Origin of the sequence: Duganella sacchari, from assembly GCF_900143065.1 — a bacterium.
GTDB lineage: Bacteria > Pseudomonadota > Gammaproteobacteria > Burkholderiales > Burkholderiaceae_D > Rugamonas > Rugamonas sacchari.
This window is the reverse complement of record NZ_FRCX01000001.1, coordinates 155304-172760: the sequence shown is the minus strand read 5'-3', so window position 1 is coordinate 172760 and position 17457 is coordinate 155304. Positions and strand designations below refer to the sequence as shown.

18 protein-coding genes are annotated in these 17457 nt (G+C 62.6%); 8 read left to right on the top strand and 10 right to left on the bottom strand.

Going from position 1 to position 17457, the window contains the following annotated elements; genetic code table 11:
• The first annotated feature begins 60 nt into the window (after positions 1-60).
• On the top strand, positions 61-816 hold the full coding sequence (locus BUA36_RS31055; protein ID WP_072780591.1) for a PEP-CTERM sorting domain-containing protein: 756 nt from the start codon (positions 61-63) through the stop codon (positions 814-816).
• 18 nt (positions 817-834) lie between these two features.
• Here the strand turns inward: BUA36_RS31055 and BUA36_RS00835 are convergent, their stop codons facing one another.
• The 5 genes from BUA36_RS00835 to BUA36_RS00815 form a co-directional block, all read right to left on the bottom strand.
• A complete protein-coding gene (locus BUA36_RS00835) occupies positions 835-1251 on the bottom strand; it encodes a hypothetical protein (RefSeq protein ID WP_139260320.1) in 417 nt (138 codons plus the stop codon).
• Positions 1252-1354: 103 nt separating this feature from the next.
• Positions 1355-1672: a carboxypeptidase-like regulatory domain-containing protein gene (locus tag BUA36_RS00830; protein ID WP_072780589.1), complete on the bottom strand. Its 318-nt coding sequence runs from the start codon at positions 1670-1672 to the stop codon at positions 1355-1357.
• Positions 1673-1675: 3 nt separating this feature from the next.
• Positions 1676-3580, bottom strand: coding sequence for a M61 family metallopeptidase (locus BUA36_RS00825; RefSeq protein WP_072780588.1), 1905 nt, complete (start codon positions 3578-3580; stop codon positions 1676-1678).
• 98 nt (positions 3581-3678) lie between these two features.
• Positions 3679-4404, bottom strand: coding sequence for an SDR family oxidoreductase (locus BUA36_RS00820; protein WP_072780587.1), 726 nt, complete (start codon positions 4402-4404; stop codon positions 3679-3681).
• The gene (locus tag BUA36_RS00815) at positions 4401-5261 is read right to left on the bottom strand and encodes an NAD(P)H-binding protein (protein WP_072780586.1); all 861 of its coding nucleotides are present in this window, start codon (positions 5259-5261) and stop codon (positions 4401-4403) included. The genes BUA36_RS00820 and BUA36_RS00815 overlap by 4 nt, the downstream gene beginning before the upstream one ends.
• Before the next feature lie 97 nt (positions 5262-5358).
• On the opposite strand from BUA36_RS00815, the gene BUA36_RS00810 reads away from it, so the two are divergent.
• Complete coding sequence (locus BUA36_RS00810; RefSeq protein ID WP_072780585.1) at positions 5359-6264, top strand: LysR family transcriptional regulator; 906 nt, start codon at positions 5359-5361, stop codon at positions 6262-6264.
• A gap of 19 nt (positions 6265-6283) precedes the next feature.
• Positions 6284-6586 carry a hypothetical protein gene (locus BUA36_RS00805; protein WP_072780584.1) on the top strand — a complete coding sequence of 101 codons (303 nt, stop codon included), beginning with the start codon at positions 6284-6286 and terminating at the stop codon, positions 6584-6586.
• Here BUA36_RS00805 and BUA36_RS00800 read toward each other — a convergent pair.
• Positions 6583-7827, bottom strand: coding sequence for an MFS transporter (locus tag BUA36_RS00800; RefSeq protein WP_072780582.1), 1245 nt, complete (start codon positions 7825-7827; stop codon positions 6583-6585). The two genes, BUA36_RS00805 and BUA36_RS00800, sit on opposite strands and share 4 nt — an antisense overlap.
• A 98-nt stretch (positions 7828-7925) precedes the next feature.
• On the opposite strand from BUA36_RS00800, the gene BUA36_RS00795 reads away from it, so the two are divergent.
• Complete coding sequence (locus BUA36_RS00795; RefSeq protein ID WP_072780581.1) at positions 7926-8522, top strand: TetR/AcrR family transcriptional regulator; 597 nt, start codon at positions 7926-7928, stop codon at positions 8520-8522.
• A gap of 123 nt (positions 8523-8645) precedes the next feature.
• Positions 8646-9266: an FxDxF family PEP-CTERM protein gene (locus tag BUA36_RS00790; protein WP_072780579.1), complete on the top strand. Its 621-nt coding sequence runs from the start codon at positions 8646-8648 to the stop codon at positions 9264-9266.
• Here BUA36_RS00790 and BUA36_RS00785 read toward each other — a convergent pair.
• The 4 genes from BUA36_RS00785 to BUA36_RS00770 all read right to left on the bottom strand — a co-directional run bounded on the left by BUA36_RS00785 (position 9263) and on the right by BUA36_RS00770 (position 13213).
• Positions 9263-10261, bottom strand: a complete 999-nt coding sequence (locus BUA36_RS00785; RefSeq protein ID WP_072780577.1) for an FHA domain-containing protein — start codon at positions 10259-10261, stop codon at positions 9263-9265. The two genes, BUA36_RS00790 and BUA36_RS00785, sit on opposite strands and share 4 nt — an antisense overlap.
• The gene (locus BUA36_RS00780; RefSeq protein ID WP_072780576.1) at positions 10258-11700 is read right to left on the bottom strand and encodes a S1 family peptidase; all 1443 of its coding nucleotides are present in this window, start codon (positions 11698-11700) and stop codon (positions 10258-10260) included. Before BUA36_RS00780 ends, BUA36_RS00785 begins: the two co-directional genes overlap by 4 nt.
• Positions 11701-11723: 23 nt before the next feature.
• Positions 11724-12377 carry a GTP cyclohydrolase II gene (ribA, locus tag BUA36_RS00775; RefSeq protein ID WP_072780574.1) on the bottom strand — a complete coding sequence of 218 codons (654 nt, stop codon included), beginning with the start codon at positions 12375-12377 and terminating at the stop codon, positions 11724-11726.
• A 134-nt stretch (positions 12378-12511) separates the two neighbouring features.
• Positions 12512-13213, bottom strand: a complete 702-nt coding sequence (locus BUA36_RS00770; RefSeq protein WP_072780573.1) for a pirin family protein — start codon at positions 13211-13213, stop codon at positions 12512-12514.
• A 109-nt stretch (positions 13214-13322) separates the two neighbouring features.
• Between BUA36_RS00770 and BUA36_RS00765 the strand changes: the two genes are divergently transcribed.
• From BUA36_RS00765 to BUA36_RS00755, 3 genes are read left to right on the top strand one after another with little or no spacing between them, the layout of a single operon-like run.
• Positions 13323-14258 (top strand): LysR family transcriptional regulator, encoded by a 936-nt coding sequence (locus tag BUA36_RS00765; protein ID WP_072780571.1) that lies wholly within the window; start codon positions 13323-13325, stop codon positions 14256-14258.
• A gap of 55 nt (positions 14259-14313) precedes the next feature.
• Positions 14314-15300, top strand: coding sequence for an EAL and HDOD domain-containing protein (locus tag BUA36_RS00760; protein ID WP_084559931.1), 987 nt, complete (start codon positions 14314-14316; stop codon positions 15298-15300).
• On the top strand, positions 15293-17446 hold the full coding sequence (locus BUA36_RS00755; RefSeq protein WP_072780568.1) for a putative bifunctional diguanylate cyclase/phosphodiesterase: 2154 nt from the start codon (positions 15293-15295) through the stop codon (positions 17444-17446). The genes BUA36_RS00760 and BUA36_RS00755 overlap by 8 nt, the downstream gene beginning before the upstream one ends.
• The last annotated feature ends 11 nt before the right edge of the window (positions 17447-17457 follow it).

Sequence of the window (17457 nt, the reverse complement as noted above, 5' to 3'; positions counted from 1 at the left end):
CTGTTTTATGTTTTGATGATTATTTAATATGACGATTACTCTTCTACGATAAGGCTAGCCATGCATCTGATACCAACCCGTCCGACCGCCTGCGCGGCAGCATTGCTGTTACTCAGCGCACCACTGGCGCATGCCAGCATCGTCGCCTATGACTTCACCGCGACGGTCACTGACATGACCTATTACGCGCACACCTCGCCGACCGGCCCTGGCCCCGGCGTGGTTGTTGGTTCGTCCAGCTATGCGGGTAGCCTGATTACCAAGGGCGATCAGGTGCATGGTCACTTCTTTTATGACACCACGCTGGGTCAGTTCCTGGCGATACCGCCAGCCTTGCCCGACGCCCAGTCGGCGCTGTACGGCGGCCCGGGTTATGCCAACACGCTGGCCGGCGTCAACTACACGGTGGGCAACAACGGCGTGAAATTTGCGTCGGTGGATACGCCGGTGATCTCGGTCGTCAACAACCCCTACGTCGATGCGGTGCACATCGTCGCACTGGCGGCCAATGGCCAGACCGGCCTGCAGCAGGAAGTCGGCATCGACTTCATCGATAGCCGTCACCTGGCACTGAATTCCTATGCGCTGCCCGGAGAGATCAAGCCTGTCGACTACACCCTGATGGGCATCTACAACAGCTTTACCTACGCCTCACGTGACGATGCGCTGAACGTGACAATGGCCATCAATACGCTGACGGCATCGACATACGGCCCCGGACCAGGCCCGACGCCCCCTGTACCCGAGCCGGAAACCTACGCCATGCTGCTGGCTGGCCTGGGCGTATTGGCGCTGCTGGCGCGGCGCAAGGCATAAGCCATCTGGCCGTGGTTCTTACATCCTCTTGTAGACGTACAATGGAATGATGACCGGGATGGTGTCGCTTGCTGCATCAGAAGCGATGACCACCCGGTTTGAGTCCCATCTTGTCCACCTGGCGCTTTTGTACGTGAAGATTTTTTGCACCTCGGAGTCAGCCGACAACCGAAATCCCTGATTGATGATCTGCGTCTTGAATTTGACGAAATCATCTTTGGCGATCCAACCGTGTACCGGCAGGCACATCACCATCGCAGGCAGGCTGCCGACGAAAGCGCCGATCAGGATGGACGGAATTGCCGCAGCGTTTAAATGCAACGCGCTGATGATGAGATAAGCAACGACAGGCGTGGACAGGTAAATGGCGAGAAAAATACCCCAATCCCGCATGCCAAGAAACGGGTTGTATCCAACGCGGGTTTTGTGAAACATTCGTGACCTTTACGTGCGGTTAAACTGGGCGCGCCCAGCATAACATCTTGCCCGTCTGCAAAATCCTCGGATTCTCACCTTGCGTTGCGCAGCGCCGCCTGGCTCAATCGTGCGGTTTGCATTTCGATGCTTTGGATGCGGGCGCCAGATCGACTTGAGACTCTTTGCCCGCACTGACACCGACCTCGCGCGCGGCATGGTGAGGGCCGCCCTCGATGATCTGGTAGCGGCCGGGCTTCAGGCCTTCCGCACGGTAGCTGCCGTCGCACTTGGCCATGATGCCGGTGATTTCGCCAGTCTCCAGATTGGTGACGACGATCTGTGCGCCGGCATCGGCAGCGCCGGCAATGCTGCCGGTGTTGTCTGCGGCCAGGGCGAAATTGGTGAGCGCGAACAGCGCAGCAAAGATCAGTTTTTTCATGATTCAGTGTGATGGAGTTAAAAGAAGTTGTAAGCGATCCTTTGCGCCAGGAATCAGCTCCAGTTGCGGATAGCGCAGTGAATCAAAATAGGGAATGCTGACGGTGTGGGATGCACCATCCGCTTCAAAGCTCAATTCGATCGGCCGCTTGAGCGCAGCCGCATCGCGGATGGCCTGTTTCATCAAGTCGTCGGTGTATGGCTGACCACCCACAGCGACCAGTTTCGCGCCCAGGCTGATGCCCGCCTTGAATGCCGGCCCCTCCCACGCCACGCTTTTCACCGCGCCTTTCCTGCCAACGAATAGCCCGATTGAAGTCGACAGGTCCATGCCGCCCAGGTCCGCCTCGTACTGCGTGAAGAACGCGGTAGGCTGATCGCTGTACACCAGGCGATAGCCAGCGCGTTTGAGGCCATCCAGCACATACCTGTCGTCGTGCGCGTTCAGGCGCGTGTTGAAGTAGGCAGGCCAATCGTAAGGCGCAATCCGGTTCAGCGTGTTGCAGACATCTTCGATGGTGTAGGTGCTGATCGTGCGCGTGTTCTGGCCGGCGCCGAAAAATACAGCCGCGAAGTCTTCCATGCTCTTGCGCCCGTCCGTCAGTTCGCGCAGCAGCATATCGACATCCAGCCATAACATGACGCCCTCCGGGTAGTAGTCCTCGCGCCGCTGCCAGTCGCGCCAGTGCACAGGTTTGGCTGGCATGTACAGCGCGTCAACCGTGCTGTCTTGCAGCGACTTCCAGGCGCGGCCAGACCGGTGCGTCATCAGCGATGCGTCTACGGCCAGCGCGTCCAGACTTTGCTGGACGGAGCGCATGCCGAGGCGCGGCGTCATCACGTGCGCCCAGAATTCCGTCTGGCCCTCGTAGACCCATAGCAGGCTGCCGCGCATCGGCAGATTCAAATTGGGTGTCCACAGATCGGCGGGCTGGCGCGTGCGGCCGTTCCAGGAGTGAATGAATTCATGCGCCACCAGATTCGCCAGGAACATCTGCTCCGCCGGATCATGCGCGTAATTGGCCGAGACGTTGATCTCGGTCGATTCCTGATGCTCGAAGCCGCCGCCGGCCGGCAGCACATCCGACAGCGACATCAGGAAATCAAAATGCCGGTAATGCTGCGAGCGGAAGAGTTGCGGCACAGCCGACGCCATCGCGCTGAATTTGCTGACCAACTCTGGCGGCAGATCCAGCGCCGTCGCCGTGTCGCCGAACAGGTTGAGGTGGACGGCTGGTGCGAGATCGACGCGCTTGTAATAACGGCCAGCGTAGACCGGCGCGTCCACCAGTTCTTCAAAGCTGGTGGGCTTGAATGCGACGCGGTTGGCCTGTGCGTTGGCGGTTTCAAGCGACGTCGCAAACTGGAAGCCGTCGGGTAGCGTCAATGCCGCCTGCACGGCGATATTGCGGGTGAACCAGCCGGCAGGGTAGAGCGCGACCTTCTGCCACGGCAGCATCAGCATGTCGCGCGACATGAGCTGCGGGCCGGTGGCCGCAGGCAGGTACTGGAAGCTGATCTCCAGCTCACGCACGCCTGCCGGCACGTCCACATGAAACGCAAATGGATTGACGACGTCGCGCTGCCACGCCAACGGCCGTGTTCCAGCCTGGATGATGAGGCCCGCCAGCGGCGCGGCTTCCTGCGTGGCGGAGTGGCTGCCCGTTTCCCATTGCGGATACAGCAGCACGAGCTTGCCCGCTGTCTGCACCGGGATGGTTTCACGCACGCGGAAGATCTTGTGAACGCTGTCGGTCGCATCGACCTGCAGTTTGATCGTGCCTTTGAACGGGATATCGCGCGGCGCCTGGATTGCAGGTGCTGGCGGCGCAGGCTGAGGGCCGACGCTGGCAAGCGCCGGTGCGAGGCACGCCGTGACGAGTAGGGGGAGAATGGTTTTTTTGATCATGCAGCCTGACTTGCAATATGTATGCCACGTGATAAGCCCTTGATGCCAGGGCGATGGTGCTGTCCGCGCGGCCTGAAAGCGTCCGCGCGGACGTCCGCTTAGACCAGCAACGCGCCGCCGTCGACCACGTGGGTCTGGCCGGTGGCAAAGCCGCTGGTCATCAGGAATAGATAGGCAGCGGCGATGTCCTCGGCCGAGCCGACGCGACCCACCGGCAGCATGTCGCCTGCATCGGCAAACATGCGTTGGCGATCGGTGTCAGTCATGTCGGTCCACAGCTTGGTGGCCACCAGTCCCGGCGAGACAGCGTTGACGCGGATTGGCGCCAGTTCCACCGCCAGCGCGCGCGTCAACGCTTCCACCGCGCCGCAGACGCTGGCCGCCAGCGCCCAGCCAGCGCGTGGGCGCTGCGCGGCGATACCCGTCGTGAACGTGATGGAGCCGCCAGCCCGCATGTTGCGCACACCATGCCGGGCCGTCGCCAGCGCACCCCAGTAGCGCAGGTCGAACGCTGGACGTGCGGCGGCGACACCGGTATCCCGCAAGGCACCCAACTGCAGCGCATCGCCAGCCGTGTACACCAGATGATCGAATTCTCCGATGCCGTTGAAGAAGCGCTCGATGGCCCTCTCATCGCGCAAGTCCAGCGTGCAGCCCTGCGCCTTGTGGCCCAGCACCGCCAGCGCTTGCTCGACGCGCGCCATCTGGCTGGAGACGATCATCACTTCCGCATCCTCGCGCAAGGCCTCGCGCGCCACTGCGAGGCCGATGCCGGATGAGCCGCCGAGCACCAGCACACGTTGGCCGGGCAGGCGGCCGCTCATGCAGGCACCCGTGCCAGCAGGCCGGCGATGGCGGTGTCCAGCGTGACCGAGCCCTTGCGCGAAATACCTTCAAATTCAATCCAGCCTTGATTGAACCCATCCAGCATCTGCATGCGTGGCGTCGGATTTTTCATGCCCTGCGATGCGAACAGCTCCTGCCATGCGCTGCGTTGCACGGCGTGTGCCTGCACGCTGCGGCCCAGCAGGCGGCTGAAGCTGGCCGCGATGTCGTTCGGGCTGATACGCGCCGATCCTTCCAGTTCGACCACGCGCACGCCGTGCCAGTGTTGTTGCAGCAGTTCCGCCGCGAGGGCCGAGATATCGGCGCATGCCACCATCGGCACGGCGCGGTCCAGTGGTTGCAGGAAGCTCTGAATGCTGCCGGTCGCACGTGCCGACGACACATCCCACAAGCTGTTCTCGATAAACCAGCCAGCACGCAGGAAAGTGACAGGTAGATCCAGCGTACTCAATTCGCGCTCCATGATGCCCAGCTGATTCAGCAGATTCGGCTGCGTAGCCTGCGCACCAATGGTTGACAGCACCACCACGCGTGACGGCCGCGCAGCAGCTAGCGCCTGGCGAAGCGCTGCGATGGTGCGGCGCGCTTCCGGAAAGCCTTCGGAGGGATCGAAAGTTGGCGGCAGCAGCACAAATGCCGCCTCGGCGCCGGTGAAGGCTTGCGTCAAGGCGGCAGCATCGCTGATGTCGGCCAGTGCGACATCGGCTCCGCGTGCAGCCCACAGCTCGCCCTTGGCTGCATCGCGCACGACTGCGCGTACTGGCAGACCTGCTACCAACAACTGTTTACCCAGCGCCGAACCTACCTGGCCAGTGATACCGGTAATTGCATACATCTTCTTCTCCTTGATAGTCGATGGAGAGGATTTTGATGCAAAACCGCCCATACTCCGATAGCATGGGACTCATATCATTAATGACGAATTGGCATATATGGCATTCGACGAACGGGTAGTGAACGGCATGCGGGTACTGGCCGCGATTGTGGACAGTGGCAGTTTTGTGCGTGCTGGCGAGGCGCTGGAGATGTCGCAGTCCGGTGTGAGCCGCGCCATCGCCAGGCTGGAGTCGCGGCTCAATATCAGGCTGTTTGACCGTACCACGCGCAAGGTCGCGCTGACGGATGAGGGCCGGCGCTTCTATGCGCAGGTGAGCCCTTTGCTGGCGGGGCTGGAAGACGCGGTGGCCACGGCGGGCGAGGGTGCGGTCAAGGTGCGTGGAAAGCTGCGCGTGAATACCGATCCGCTGTGCGCGCGGCTGTTGTTCGGCGCCAAGCTGGGCGGCTTCCTGAAACGCTATCCGGAGCTGGAACTTGATCTGATGGCGCGCGACCATCTGGGCGATCTGGTGGGCGATGGTTTCGATCTGGCCATCCGCCTGGGGCAGCCGCAAAGCTCGTCGCTGATCGCGCGCAAGCTGATGGACACGCGCGTGCTGACTGTCGCCACGCCTGCCTATCTGCGCAAGCACGGTACGCCGAAGAAGCCGGCGGATCTGGAAAGCCCGGATCACGTGTGCATCCACTTCCGCAATCCGGCCACGGGGCGGCCGTTTGACTGGGAGTTTCATCGCGGCGGCAAAGTCACGATTGTCAATCCGCGCAGCCAGATCACGCTCAACGATGGCGGCACCATGGAGACCGTGCTGCTGTCGGGCTATGGTCTGGCGCAGGTGATCGATATTGCGGTGGAACCCATGCTGCGTTCCGGCGCGCTGATACCGGTATTGACGGCATGGCCGGATGAGCGCTTCCCGCTGTATGCGCTGTATCCGTCGCGTCATCATCAGCCAGCCAAGACGCAGGCCTTCCTGACATTCGTCCAGTCTCTGCTACCATGACGGCTTTCAAGGAGAGATGATGGCGCGTGATACTTACGCCTACCGGCAAGTCGCCGTGGAATCGGTGGAATGGAATGGCCGGGTAGAGATCCATCCGGTGTCCGGCCAGGCCTATGCGACGGAGCTGAATGTACAATGCTCGCGCCGCATGAGCGACACCAGCATCTACCCGCTCGGCACCATTTTCCTGGTCAGCGCCAAGCTGACTGACCGCCTGGGTGGACCGCAGTACCTGTATGTCTGGCACGGCGACGAGATCAAGGTCATGGCGGAGCAGGACGCCGAAGTATTCCTCGGCGCCTATCGCCGCGTGCGGCTTTAATGGACGGCGTGCAGTTTCACTGAAGACTTGCCGTCTTCGCGTGCCCGCAGCGCCGTCACCAAGGCCATTGCCAGGGCCAGTACGCCGCCGACCAGCATGGCGCTCGATACGCCGAAGTGGTCGACTGCCATGCCGCCCACCAGCGCGCCGCTGGCCAGCGCCACCTGCGCCGTGGCGACAAACACGGCGCCGCCGCTTTCCATTGCATGCGGTGCGGCCTGGAAGATCCAGGTCTGCACCGAAATCGGCATCATGCCAAACGCGATACCCCAGATCACCACCAGCGCGGTCGCGCCCCACAGGCCATGGCCCAGCAACGGCATCGCTGCAGTCGACAAGCCCATGATGAGGCCCGTGGCGATCAGCGAGGTACGCACGCTGCGCGCCACCACTGCGCCGCCAATCAGATTGCCGGCAAAGCCTGCCGCGCCATACGCCAGCAACAGCATGCTGATGGTCTTGGCGCTGAGCGCTGCCTCCTGCACCAGGAACGGCGTGATGTAGGTGTAGGCGGCAAACTGGCCGACGAAAATCAGCAGCGTAATCATCATGCCCAGGCGCGCTTTCTGCACACGCAGCAGCTCCGGCAACTGGCGGAAGGTGATCGCCTGTTTGGCCGGCAGTTTAGGCAGCAGCCACATTTGCGCCAGCAGCACCAGCAGCGCGACAGCGGCGCCGGCATGGAAGGCGACGCGCCAGCCGAACAGCTCACCGACCAGCGCACCGGCCGGTACACCCGCCACTGTGCCGACCGACACGCCGGCAAACACCAGCGAGGTGGCGCGCGTTTCCGAACCGGCCGGCACCAGGCGCGTCGCCAGCGCCGGGCCGATGGCCCAGAATCCGCCCACGCCGATGCCGAGCAGCGCGCGGCTGGCCAGTACCACCGGGAAGGATTGCGAGAGCGCCACCAGCACGTTCGACAGCAGCAGCATGCCGGTCAGGCTCCAGATGACGTAGCGGCGATCAGCCTTGCCGATGCCGACCGTGACCAGAATCGCGGCCAGCGCGGCCACCAGTCCGGGCACGGTGACCATCATGCCGGCCACACCTTCCGTCACGCCGAGTTCCGCGGCAATCGCAGGTAGCAGGCCGACGGGCAGGAATTCGGTGGTGACCAGCGCAAAGGCGCCGATGGAGACGGACAGCACGGCCAGCCATGGCGAGCCGTGTGTGTGAATGGGGGAGGGCGCGGGCGTCTCCTCCGGGAGTGCGGCCTGGGTATTGGTTCGATTTTGCATGGAAAGTCCTTGAGCGGTAAAAATACTTGAATTTTTTACTGGTCGGTTCATAATGTGCGTAACAGAGAACTTTGTCAATGAATTTTTAACCGATCGGTATGAAAGAGCGAAAACTAGGCCGTCCACGCACCTTTGATGCGGACAATGCGCTGGAAAAGGCCATGAAAGTGTTCTGGGAGAAGGGCTACGAAGGCAGCTCGCTGCCGGAACTGACCGAAGCCATGGGCATGAACCGGCCCAGCCTGTACGCCGTGTTTGGCAACAAGGAGAACCTGTTCCGCATGGCGCTGGAGCGGTACGGCGCCGCCCACGATCCTTTGTTTGAGGCGGCGCTGGAGCTGCACTCCGCACGCGAAGTGGTGGAGCATTTCCTGCGTGGGAATGCCGATGCCCAGACCGAGGAGGAGAATCCGCACGGCTGCCTGGTCATCAACGGCGCGCTCGCGTGCAGCGACGACGCGCTACCGATCCGCAATTCCCTGATCGAACGCCGGGCCGCCGCCGAGGTGCGTCTGCGCGACCGCTTTGACCGCGCCAAGCGGGAAGGCGACCTGCCGGCCGACTTTTGCGCCAGCCAGATGGCGCGTTATGTGATGACGGTGTCCAACGGCATGGCGGTGCAGGCCGCCGCTGGCGCTACGCGCAAGCAGTTACAGGAGGTGGTGGACCAGGTTCTGCGTGGCTGGCCGGGCTGACAGCTGATGTGAAGAGTGTTGCTTAAATTTCACAAATTTTGTCAAATTGAAATTTATGTTGTAATTCTGAAATTGCCGAGTACAATGCTGATATCGTACTTTCCAACGTCAGGAACCCCCATCATGAAAACCGCCCGTCTGATTCAAGCCGCTGCCATTGCAGCCCTGTTTGCTTCCGGTGCTGCTTCGGCCGCCGCCACCAACATCATCGTCAATGGCGACTTCGAGTCCTACACGGGCTATGTGCCTAACGGCGGCTATACCCTGATTGCTGCGGGTTCGAACGCGATTAGTGGCTGGACTGTGGGCGGCGTATCGGTTGACCTGATCAAGAACAGCTATGGCTCGGTGAGTGGCACCAGCGTAGACATGCTGGGCACGCCAGGTCCAGGCGTGTTGTCGCAGGCGTTCAATTACGCCGCCAACACCACCTATACCCTGTCGTTTGATGTGAGCCGCAATCCGAACGGCAGCTACACCGCCGTGCAAGTGGATGTGAACGGCATTCAGAACCTGTACGTTGGCACCGGCACCCCGACCAACCACAGCTTCACCTTCACCACCGGTAACAGCGCAGGTTCGCAACTGCTGACCTTCAGCAGTGTCGGCGGCGACGGCTACTCGGGCGCGGTGCTGGACAACGTCAGCCTGACCGCCGCCGTGCCAGAACCGGAAACCTATGCCATGCTGGTTGCCGGTCTGGGTCTGCTGGGCTTTGTGGCCCGCCGCCGCAAGCAGGCTTAATCGGCGCTGCTGTCCTCTTCGTCGTCCTCGGTTTCGGGGGCGCCATTCTTCACAGACTGCATGCGGGCTTCGTCCAGTGCGGTCTTCAGCTTGGCAGCGTTGGCCATGAACTGGTCGACGCTGCGATCCTGGCTATGCCGCACTTCCGGCGGCAACAATACCGACATATAGAGCTCGTCCGAAGCGCGGCCCGTGCTTTGCAGGTTGGTCATCACCACCAGTCCTGATCCCGCCAGCAGCATCACGGTCGCCGTGATCAGGAAGCGGCGTGGATGGTGCGGCTTGATGGTGATGAGGTGGAAGAACACCATGCCGCACGCGATACCCAGCGTGACCAGGTTGCCGTAGCGCGTCAGCGATTCGGCCGACCAGGCGTAAGCCAGCAGCGAGCTGCCCGCACGCCACAAGCCCACCGTCGCCAAGGCGCTGCCAAGGATGAACAGATGGCGTCCCATGCGCGCGTGACTGCCGAACAGGCGGTTGGCCAAGCCCCACACACCCGCCCACAGCAGGCCCGCCGCCAGGCTGGACGCCAGCACCAGCAGATAACGGATCAGCGCAAACGGCTCGACGTCGGACAGCCACGTTTCCAGGCAGGAGAACACGGCGATCAGCACCAGGCCAATGGTGGCGGGCGTCGTGCCTTCCCAGCCGTGCATGGTGGTGTCGGCGATTTCCGCGGCGACCGGGAAGTCGGCGCCGCGCACGCGCAGACGTGTGTGGCCCAGGCGGACCACGGTGTCGCCATCCAGCGTCACGCTGGTCTGGCGGCGGCCCTTGTAGACCGTGCCGTTCTTGCTGCCGAGGTCGCGCAGCACCACCTGGTTGTGGTCGTCCGTTTCGACGATGGCGTGGCTGGCGGCGCTGTGCGCGTCGTCGAGGATGATCTCGTTGTCGTAGCCGCGTCCGATGCGGATGGGCAGCTGCGTGATTTTATGACGGTGCAGCACGTCGCCATTGCGCGCCAGGATTTCGATGAAGTAGGGGGCTTTCATTTCGCACCGCCTTTCTTCGGCGCCAGTGACAGCGAATCAAGGAAGACCTTGGACAGGCGCATGCCGTTTTCATACGAGACGCCGCGTGCATCGAGGCGGCTTTGCAGGCTCATCAAGCCCTGGTCGGTGCTGGCGGTCAGCAGCGCGAAGTCGTACAGGCCGGAGAATTTGCGGTAGGCGCGCACGCACAGCACGGCGCGCAGCGGCAGGTCTTTGTTCTTGACGAAGTCTTCGGTGCAGTTGGGGCCGGTCAGGCGCGCATCCTTGTTGCTGCCGAAGTGTTCGTTCTTGAACGAGGCGCTGGCCAGCTGGGCGAAACGCAGCTTGTCGAGGCCGGTACTGCGCAGGAACTGGTGGCGGATGCTGATTTGTCCCGTCTGCAGCGAGCCGCTGACGAAGATGGCCGCTTCCATGGCGCAGCTGGCATCGTCCACCGTGAACGGCTTGTCGGCCTTGACGTTGGAGCGCCCCCAGCAGCGCATCTGTTCCGACTCGCGCACCGGCACCTGATACGGTCCCATCGGTTTTAAACTGAGCGGGCTGGCCAGCAGCTGGTTGACCATGGCGGTCTGATGATTGAGCAACTGGCCGGCCACCACGGCGGTGAAGTCGGTTGGCGCCTTCTGCTGCGCCTCCACTTTTTTCAGCAGCGCCTGCGCGTAGCGCGCCGGCACCAGGAAGCTCACCAGTTCGCCGTCGAGGCGCTTGGAGACGTTGACGCCAGCCACCGAGCCGTCGGCGGTCACGCTGGGGCCACCGCTCATGCCGGAGTTGATCGGACCGGTGAACATGAGCTGGTCATAGAAGCTGCGCGTGATGACGCCGTTGTAGGCGCCTTCCGAAATCGCAAACCCCAGGTCAAGCGGATTGCCCATCGAATACAGGTACTGGCCTTGCGTCAGGCGCGCCAGCTGCTCGGGCATTTTGAAGAAGCCGGTGCCGTTGCGGTTCACGCGCAGCACGGCCAGGTCGTGCAGCACATCGACTGCCAGCAGTTCGACATTGCCGCGCTGGCCGCCGGTGTCCACCCATTCGCCCACATAGGTGTCGGGATCGAGCGCAAACTGCGACACCACGTGGTAGTTGGTCAGCACCAGGTTGCTGGTGCCGATCAAAAAGCCGGAGCCGACCGAGGATTGCGTGCGGCCGCTTTTCAGCAGCGAGCGTACTTGCAGGATGTCGTTCTTGGCGGCGGCGTACAGATGCTGGGCCGCGCTGGATGGCGGCGGCAGCGGCGCGGCGTCCGCATTGGCATCGGGATCGGCGGCCGGCGCGGCCTGTGGCGCAGTGGGCGCTGGCGCCTGGCGGGCGCCGTGGGGCGCCGTTGCGGCTGGCGTGGCTGCCGGTGCGGCGGCGGGATTAGCTGTCGAGGCTGCCTGGGCGGCGCTGGCAGCGGCCCAGGTGAACAATAAAACGTGAGCGAGCTTGGTGACTTTCATGCAGTCCTTAAATCGTTACTACCTTACAGCGCGCCATCCTCCACTTGCGCCGGCGTCAGCGGCGTCATCATGTGGCCCAGCTTGGCGGCCTTGGTATCCAGATAATACTGGTTGAAGGCATTGCGGTTGACCAGCAGCGGAACGCGCTCGGCCACCTCAACACCCAGTTTGGTCATGGCATCGATCTTACGCGGATTATTGGTCATCAGGCGCAGGCTTTTCACGCCAAATTGCGCCAGCATCGGCTGCACCAGACCGTAAGTGCGCTGGTCGGCCTTAAAGCCCAGCTGTTCATTGGCTTGCACCGTGTCGGCGCCGGCCTCCTGCAAGCGGTAGGCGCGGATCTTGTTGACCAGGCCAATGCCGCGGCCTTCCTGGCGCAGATACAGCAGCACGCCGCGGCCTTCGTCGGCGATCTTCTTGAGCGCGCCCTCGAGCTGGGCGCCGCAGTCGCAGCGCTGCGAGAACAGCACGTCGCCAGTCAGGCACTCGGAATGCACGCGCGCCAGCACCGGGGCGCCATCGCCGATATCGCCCAGCACCATGGCCAGATGCTCTTTGCCGGTGGCTTTTTCAACAAAGGCATGCAGCGTGAATTGTGCCCAAGGGGTGGGCAGGGCGCAGGAAGTGACGTAGTTCAGTTCGTCTGGGGAAAGGATTTCTGCGCTCTGCGACATGGTTTTGCTCTTTATATTCGGTGATGACTAGGTAAAAAAGGCGCGCCGGGCTGTTCCAACAGACCCGGCGCGCCCCTCATGATACCAAAACTGGCGGAAACTTATTTAAGGCCTCCCTCTACCCTTTGCAAGACTTATTTCGGCAGGTCAAATACTAAAATCTCGGCTGCCTTGGCGTTATCCAGCGTCACCAGTGTTTCATCGGTGATTTTGGCCGCATCGCCGCCTTGCAGGGCGGTGCCGTTGACGGTCACTTCGCCACGGATCACGTGGACGTAGGACTGGCGGCCCGCTTTCAGCTCATGCTTCAGGCTGTCGCCCGAGGTCATGATGGTGGCGTAGATTTCCGCATCCTGGTGGATCAGCACCGAGCCGTTGCGGCCGTCATTGGAGGCAATCAGGGCCAGCTTGCCGAGTTTGCTTTCCGGCGTGAAGTGCTTTTCCTCGTAGCTGGGCGGAATGCCAAGCTGGTTAGGCTGGATCCAGATTTGCAGGAAATGCACCAGTTCGCTACGGTCGCCGTTGAACTCGCTGTGACGCACACCAGTACCGGCGCTCATGCGCTGCACATCGCCGTAGTGCAGCACCGAGCCGGTGCCCATGCTGTCCTTGTGTTCCAGTGCGCCGCTCAGCACGTAGGAGATAATCTCCATGTCGCGGTGGCCGTGGGTGCCGAAGCCCTGGCCGCCGTGCACCTGGTCTTCGTTGATGACCAGCAGCGGGCCAAAGCCCACGTGTTCCGGGTCATGATAGTGGCCGAAGGAGAAGCTGTGTTTGGAATCCAGCCAGCCGTGGTTAGCTTTGCCGCGCGATTCAGATTGACGTACTTGCAACATGGTGAGCTCCTTTGATATGCGATAATTTTGAAAGCGATGGACACATTGTAGGCCGCCGTTTCGGAATCAAAAAACGGAAAATTTACCCCTCTACTATCGAAAATTTCGAATGCTCAGATTAAGCCTGGAAGCCCTGCAAATTGTGGACGCCATCGACCGCCGGGGATCGTTCTCCGCTGCGGGCAAGGAGTTGCACCGCGTGCCATCGACGATTTCCTACACCGTCAGCAAGCTCGAAGATGACCTGGGCGTCCAGGTGTTCGATCGCAACGGCCCGCGGGTCGAGCTGACGGCTGCCGGCGCGGAGCTGCTCAAGGAGGGACGCTACCTGCTGAAGGCCGCGCTGGATCTGGAACACCGCGTGCGCCGCGTCGCGTCCGGCTGGGAGACGGAGCTTGCGGTGGCAATGGACTCGATGTTCTCGGCCTGCGTGTTCCATGAAGACATACCGGCGTTTTACGCGGTGGCGCAGCAGACCCGCTTGCGCATCGTGCAGGAAGCCCTGTCCGGCACCTGGGAGGCGCTGCTGGATCGCCGTGCCGACCTGCTGGTGGGCGCAGCGGGCGATGGTCCCGCAGGCGGCGGCTACGTATCGGAACCGATCGGCAAGGTGGATTTTGTGTTTGCCGTCGCCCCGACGCATCCGCTGGCCGCGGTCGAGGAACGGCTGGGACGCACCCATTTGCAACACTATCGCGCCATCAGCGTGGCCGATTCGGCGCGCCAGCTGGCGCCGCGCACCGTCGGCCTGTTGCTGGGCCAGGACGTGCTGACCGTGGCCGACATGCACACCAAATTCCAGTACCAGCTGGCCGGCGTCGGCTTCGGCTTCCTGCCCGAGCCCTGCGCGCGCGCTGCCATCAGCGCCGGCCTGCTGGTGGAAAAGCAGGTGGACGAGCCCAAGCCGGCCGAAACGTTCTACCTGGCCTGGCGTAGCGGCGAAAACGGTGCGGCATTGAACTGGTGGCTGAACCGGATGCGCAAGCCGGGATTGTTCGAGCGCTTGCTGCGCCATCTGCCCCATCATAATGTTGACCAACGTTAATAATTTCGGAGTACCATAGCGGGATAATTGCCTGTCCATTTGCTGGAACGTGTTCATGACTGTTTTGACTGCCATGCCGCCCGTGTTTTTGCATCCGCTGGCCGACCGCAACGGCAGCCCGGCGGCTTTGTTATTTGACGCCGCGCGCCGCCCCGCTGTGGACGGCGAGCTGCCGGTCAACCTGCTCGAAGAGCTGGCCAACGCCAGCATGAATTGCTTTTACCGCCCCGGCGCCAGCCAGGCACTGAACCAGATGCTGGGCACTGCCGGCTGGAAGGTGCTGGCCGCCGATAAAGTGCTGCGTGCCGACAGCGCGCTGCCCAAGGACTTGCCGGCGTCGGTGCAATGGGTGGAAGGCGACTGGTTCCTGGCGCCGCCACCGAAAGCCGTGGGCACGCAAGCCGCCTCGCGCGCGCTGGCGCTGCAACTGGTGCAACTGGTGTCCGCCGATGCCGATACCCATGAAATCGAAGCGCTGCTGCGCCAGGACCCGACGCTGTCCTACCACCTGCTGCGGCTGGTGAATTCGCTGGGCATGGGCACCGGCCGCCGCGTGACGAGTTTTTCGCAAGCCATCCTGATACTGGGCCGCTCGCAGCTGCGCCGCTGGCTGAACCTGATGCTGTTCTCGTCGCGTGAAGGCGATCCGCGTTCGGCCATGCTGCTGTCGCGCGTGGCGGTGCGGGCGCGCTCGATGGAGCTGCTGTCCAAAGCCTGTGGCGAAGACAAGCCGCACCAGGAGCAGGCTTTCATGGTCGGCATGTTCTCGCTGCTGGGCGCGTTGTTCGGCATGCCGCTTGAAGAGGTGCTGAAACCGCTCACGGTCAGCGAATCGGTGCAGCAGGCCTTGCTGTCGCATGAGGGCGACATGGGGCAGCTGCTGTGCGTGGTCGAATCGGCCGAGCGCGAAGACTTCGATGCGTTCAATGGCTGCCTGCAGGCGCTGCAGCTGGACAACGCCACCTACAACCGCATCATCATCGACGCCTATCTGTGGATGCAGAGCGTGGCGGCGGGCAAAACCGGTAGCCCCCATGCGTGACGCGATCGAGCGTTGTCTTGCCCTGAGCCGCCAAGCCCGGAGTGAGCAAGGCGAGGCGCTGGCGCAGACATTGGCCGCACTGGATGCGGCGCTCAACGAGGCCCGCGAGGCGATCAAGCCGGCCGATATGCCGGCGCTGGATGCGTCGCTGGCGCTGGACCTGACCGGTTACGTGACGTCCTGGAGTCCGGGCGCGGAGCTGATGTTCGGCTACGCGGCGCACGAGGTGGTGGGCCAGCACGTGCTGTTCCTGTACGCGGAAGACGATGACGATGGCAATATCGCCGAACTGTTCTTCGACCACAGTCCCGGCGAGACGGCGGCGCGCACCGAAGTCCGGCGCCGCAAGAAAAACGGTGAAATCATCTGGGTCCATCTGGATATCGAACTGCGCCACGAGGACGGCGAGCCGATGGGCATGCTGGTGCGGCTGTCGCAAGCCAACCAGACCCTGTCGGACATGGACAAGGTCAACCTGCACGCGCGCATCATCGAGGACAGCGAGCAGGGCGTGCTGATTACCGATGCCCATGAGCGCATCGTCTCCATCAATTCCTCCTTCACGCGCATCACCGGCTACACGCCGGCCGAATCGATCGGCAAGACGCCGGACCTGCTGCGCTCCGGCGTGCACGATGCCGACTTCCGCGCCAAGGTGCGCGCGGCCATGCAGGGCGGCGGTCCGTGGCGTGGCGAGATTGTCGGCAAGCGCAAGAACGGCGAGCTGTTCCCGCAGTCGGTGACCATCAGCGCGGTGCGCGACCAGAACGGCAGGATCAGCCACACCTTCTCGCTGTTCTCCGACATCAGTGTGCACAAGGATGCGGAAGCGCGCATGCAGCGCATGGCCAATTACGACCCGCTCACCGGCTTGCCGAACCTGTGCCTGCTCACGCAGCTGGTGGGCCAGGCGCTGACCGAAACCAAGCGCACCGGCGAACATGGCGCGGTGATGGTGATTGAGATTTCGCGCGTGGGCGCCATCAGCGATACGCTGGGCCATGAAATCGGCAATGAGCTGCTGTGCGAAATCGGCCGCATGTTCCGTACTTCGCTGCGCGAGGGCGACGTGCTGGCGCGGCTGGATGGCCACCGGTTTGCCATCGCGCTGCTGCACATCGAAAAGCGCGAGCACGCGGCCATCGTCGCCAAGAAGCTGCTGGCGGCGTTGTCCTCGCCGATTGCGCTGGCCTCGCATAGCCTGCAGGTGGGCGCGCATATCGGCATTACTGTCTACAGCGAGGATGGCGTCGATGTGCCGACGCTGATCCGCTGCGCCGACGTGGCTGTGGCCAAGGCGGCGCAGAGCATCGAGTCCAACTTCCTGTTCTACAGCGAAGAGATGAACCAGCGCGCCAAGGAGCATCTGCGCATCGAGAGCGAATTGCGGCAGGCCTTGCAGAACAACGAGCTGCAGCTGTATTACCAGCCCAAGGTGAGCTTGCGCAGCGGCCGCATCGTCGGTGCGGAAGCGCTGCTGCGCTGGCGCCATCCGATGCGCGGGCTGGTGTCGCCGGGCGTGTTCATTCCGGTGGCGGAAGAGACGGGCCTGATACTGGACCTGGGCGCGTGGGTGCTGGAAGAAGCCTGCCGCCAGGTGCGCGAATGGCGCGACGCCAACCTGATTATGCCGCCGATTGCCGTCAACTTGTCGGCACGCCAGTTCGACAACGAGCTGCCGAAGCGGATTGCCGCAGTGCTGGAGCGGCATTGCGTGCAGCCCGACCAGATCAATCTGGAGATCACCGAAAGCCTGCTGGTGCGCGGTACCGACAAGGTCATCGCCATCATGAACCAGCTGGTGGCGATGGGCATGGCGCTGGCGCTGGACGACTTTGGCACGGGCTATTCCAGCCTGGCCTATCTGAAAAAATTCCCGATCAGTACACTCAAGATCGACCGCTCCTTTGTGATCGGTTTGCCGTACGAAGAAAACGATTGCGCCATCGCGCGCGCCATCGTCACCATGGCGCAGCAGCTGCGCCAGGAGATCGTGGCGGAAGGCGTGGAGACGGCCGAGCAAATGGCTTTCCTGCGCGAGCTCGGCTGCGACCAGCTGCAGGGCTATCTGTTCAGCCAGCCCGTCCCCGCAGCGGAATTCGCGGCCATGCTCAGGGAAGGCAAGCGGCTGGCGTTCGGCCGCTAAGCTGGCATAGC

Excerpts from the sequence above, each read along its gene's own strand:
- BUA36_RS00765 (WP_072780571.1), top strand. The coding sequence starts at position 13,323 with ATGCTCAGATTAAGCCTGGAAGCCCTGCAAATTGTGGACGCCATCGAC.
- BUA36_RS00755 (WP_072780568.1), top strand. The coding sequence starts at position 15,293 with ATGCGTGACGCGATCGAGCGTTGTCTTGCCCTGAGCCGCCAAGCCCGG.
- BUA36_RS00825 (WP_072780588.1), bottom strand. The coding sequence starts at position 3,580 with ATGATCAAAAAAACCATTCTCCCCCTACTCGTCACGGCGTGCCTCGCA.
- BUA36_RS00770 (WP_072780573.1), bottom strand. The coding sequence starts at position 13,213 with ATGTTGCAAGTACGTCAATCTGAATCGCGCGGCAAAGCTAACCACGGC.
- ribA (WP_072780574.1), bottom strand. The coding sequence starts at position 12,377 with ATGTCGCAGAGCGCAGAAATCCTTTCCCCAGACGAACTGAACTACGTC.
- BUA36_RS00760 (WP_084559931.1), top strand. The coding sequence starts at position 14,314 with ATGACTGTTTTGACTGCCATGCCGCCCGTGTTTTTGCATCCGCTGGCC.
- BUA36_RS00790 (WP_072780579.1), top strand. The coding sequence starts at position 8,646 with ATGAAAACCGCCCGTCTGATTCAAGCCGCTGCCATTGCAGCCCTGTTT.
- BUA36_RS00815 (WP_072780586.1), bottom strand. The coding sequence starts at position 5,261 with ATGTATGCAATTACCGGTATCACTGGCCAGGTAGGTTCGGCGCTGGGT.
- BUA36_RS00800 (WP_072780582.1), bottom strand. The coding sequence starts at position 7,827 with ATGCAAAATCGAACCAATACCCAGGCCGCACTCCCGGAGGAGACGCCC.
- BUA36_RS00835 (WP_139260320.1), bottom strand. The coding sequence starts at position 1,251 with ATGTTTCACAAAACCCGCGTTGGATACAACCCGTTTCTTGGCATGCGG.
- BUA36_RS31055 (WP_072780591.1), top strand. The coding sequence starts at position 61 with ATGCATCTGATACCAACCCGTCCGACCGCCTGCGCGGCAGCATTGCTG.
- BUA36_RS00810 (WP_072780585.1), top strand. The coding sequence starts at position 5,359 with ATGGCATTCGACGAACGGGTAGTGAACGGCATGCGGGTACTGGCCGCG.
- BUA36_RS00780 (WP_072780576.1), bottom strand. The coding sequence starts at position 11,700 with ATGAAAGTCACCAAGCTCGCTCACGTTTTATTGTTCACCTGGGCCGCT.
- BUA36_RS00795 (WP_072780581.1), top strand. The coding sequence starts at position 7,926 with ATGAAAGAGCGAAAACTAGGCCGTCCACGCACCTTTGATGCGGACAAT.
- BUA36_RS00830 (WP_072780589.1), bottom strand. The coding sequence starts at position 1,672 with ATGAAAAAACTGATCTTTGCTGCGCTGTTCGCGCTCACCAATTTCGCC.
- BUA36_RS00805 (WP_072780584.1), top strand. The coding sequence starts at position 6,284 with ATGGCGCGTGATACTTACGCCTACCGGCAAGTCGCCGTGGAATCGGTG.
- BUA36_RS00785 (WP_072780577.1), bottom strand. The coding sequence starts at position 10,261 with ATGAAAGCCCCCTACTTCATCGAAATCCTGGCGCGCAATGGCGACGTG.
- BUA36_RS00820 (WP_072780587.1), bottom strand. The coding sequence starts at position 4,404 with ATGAGCGGCCGCCTGCCCGGCCAACGTGTGCTGGTGCTCGGCGGCTCA.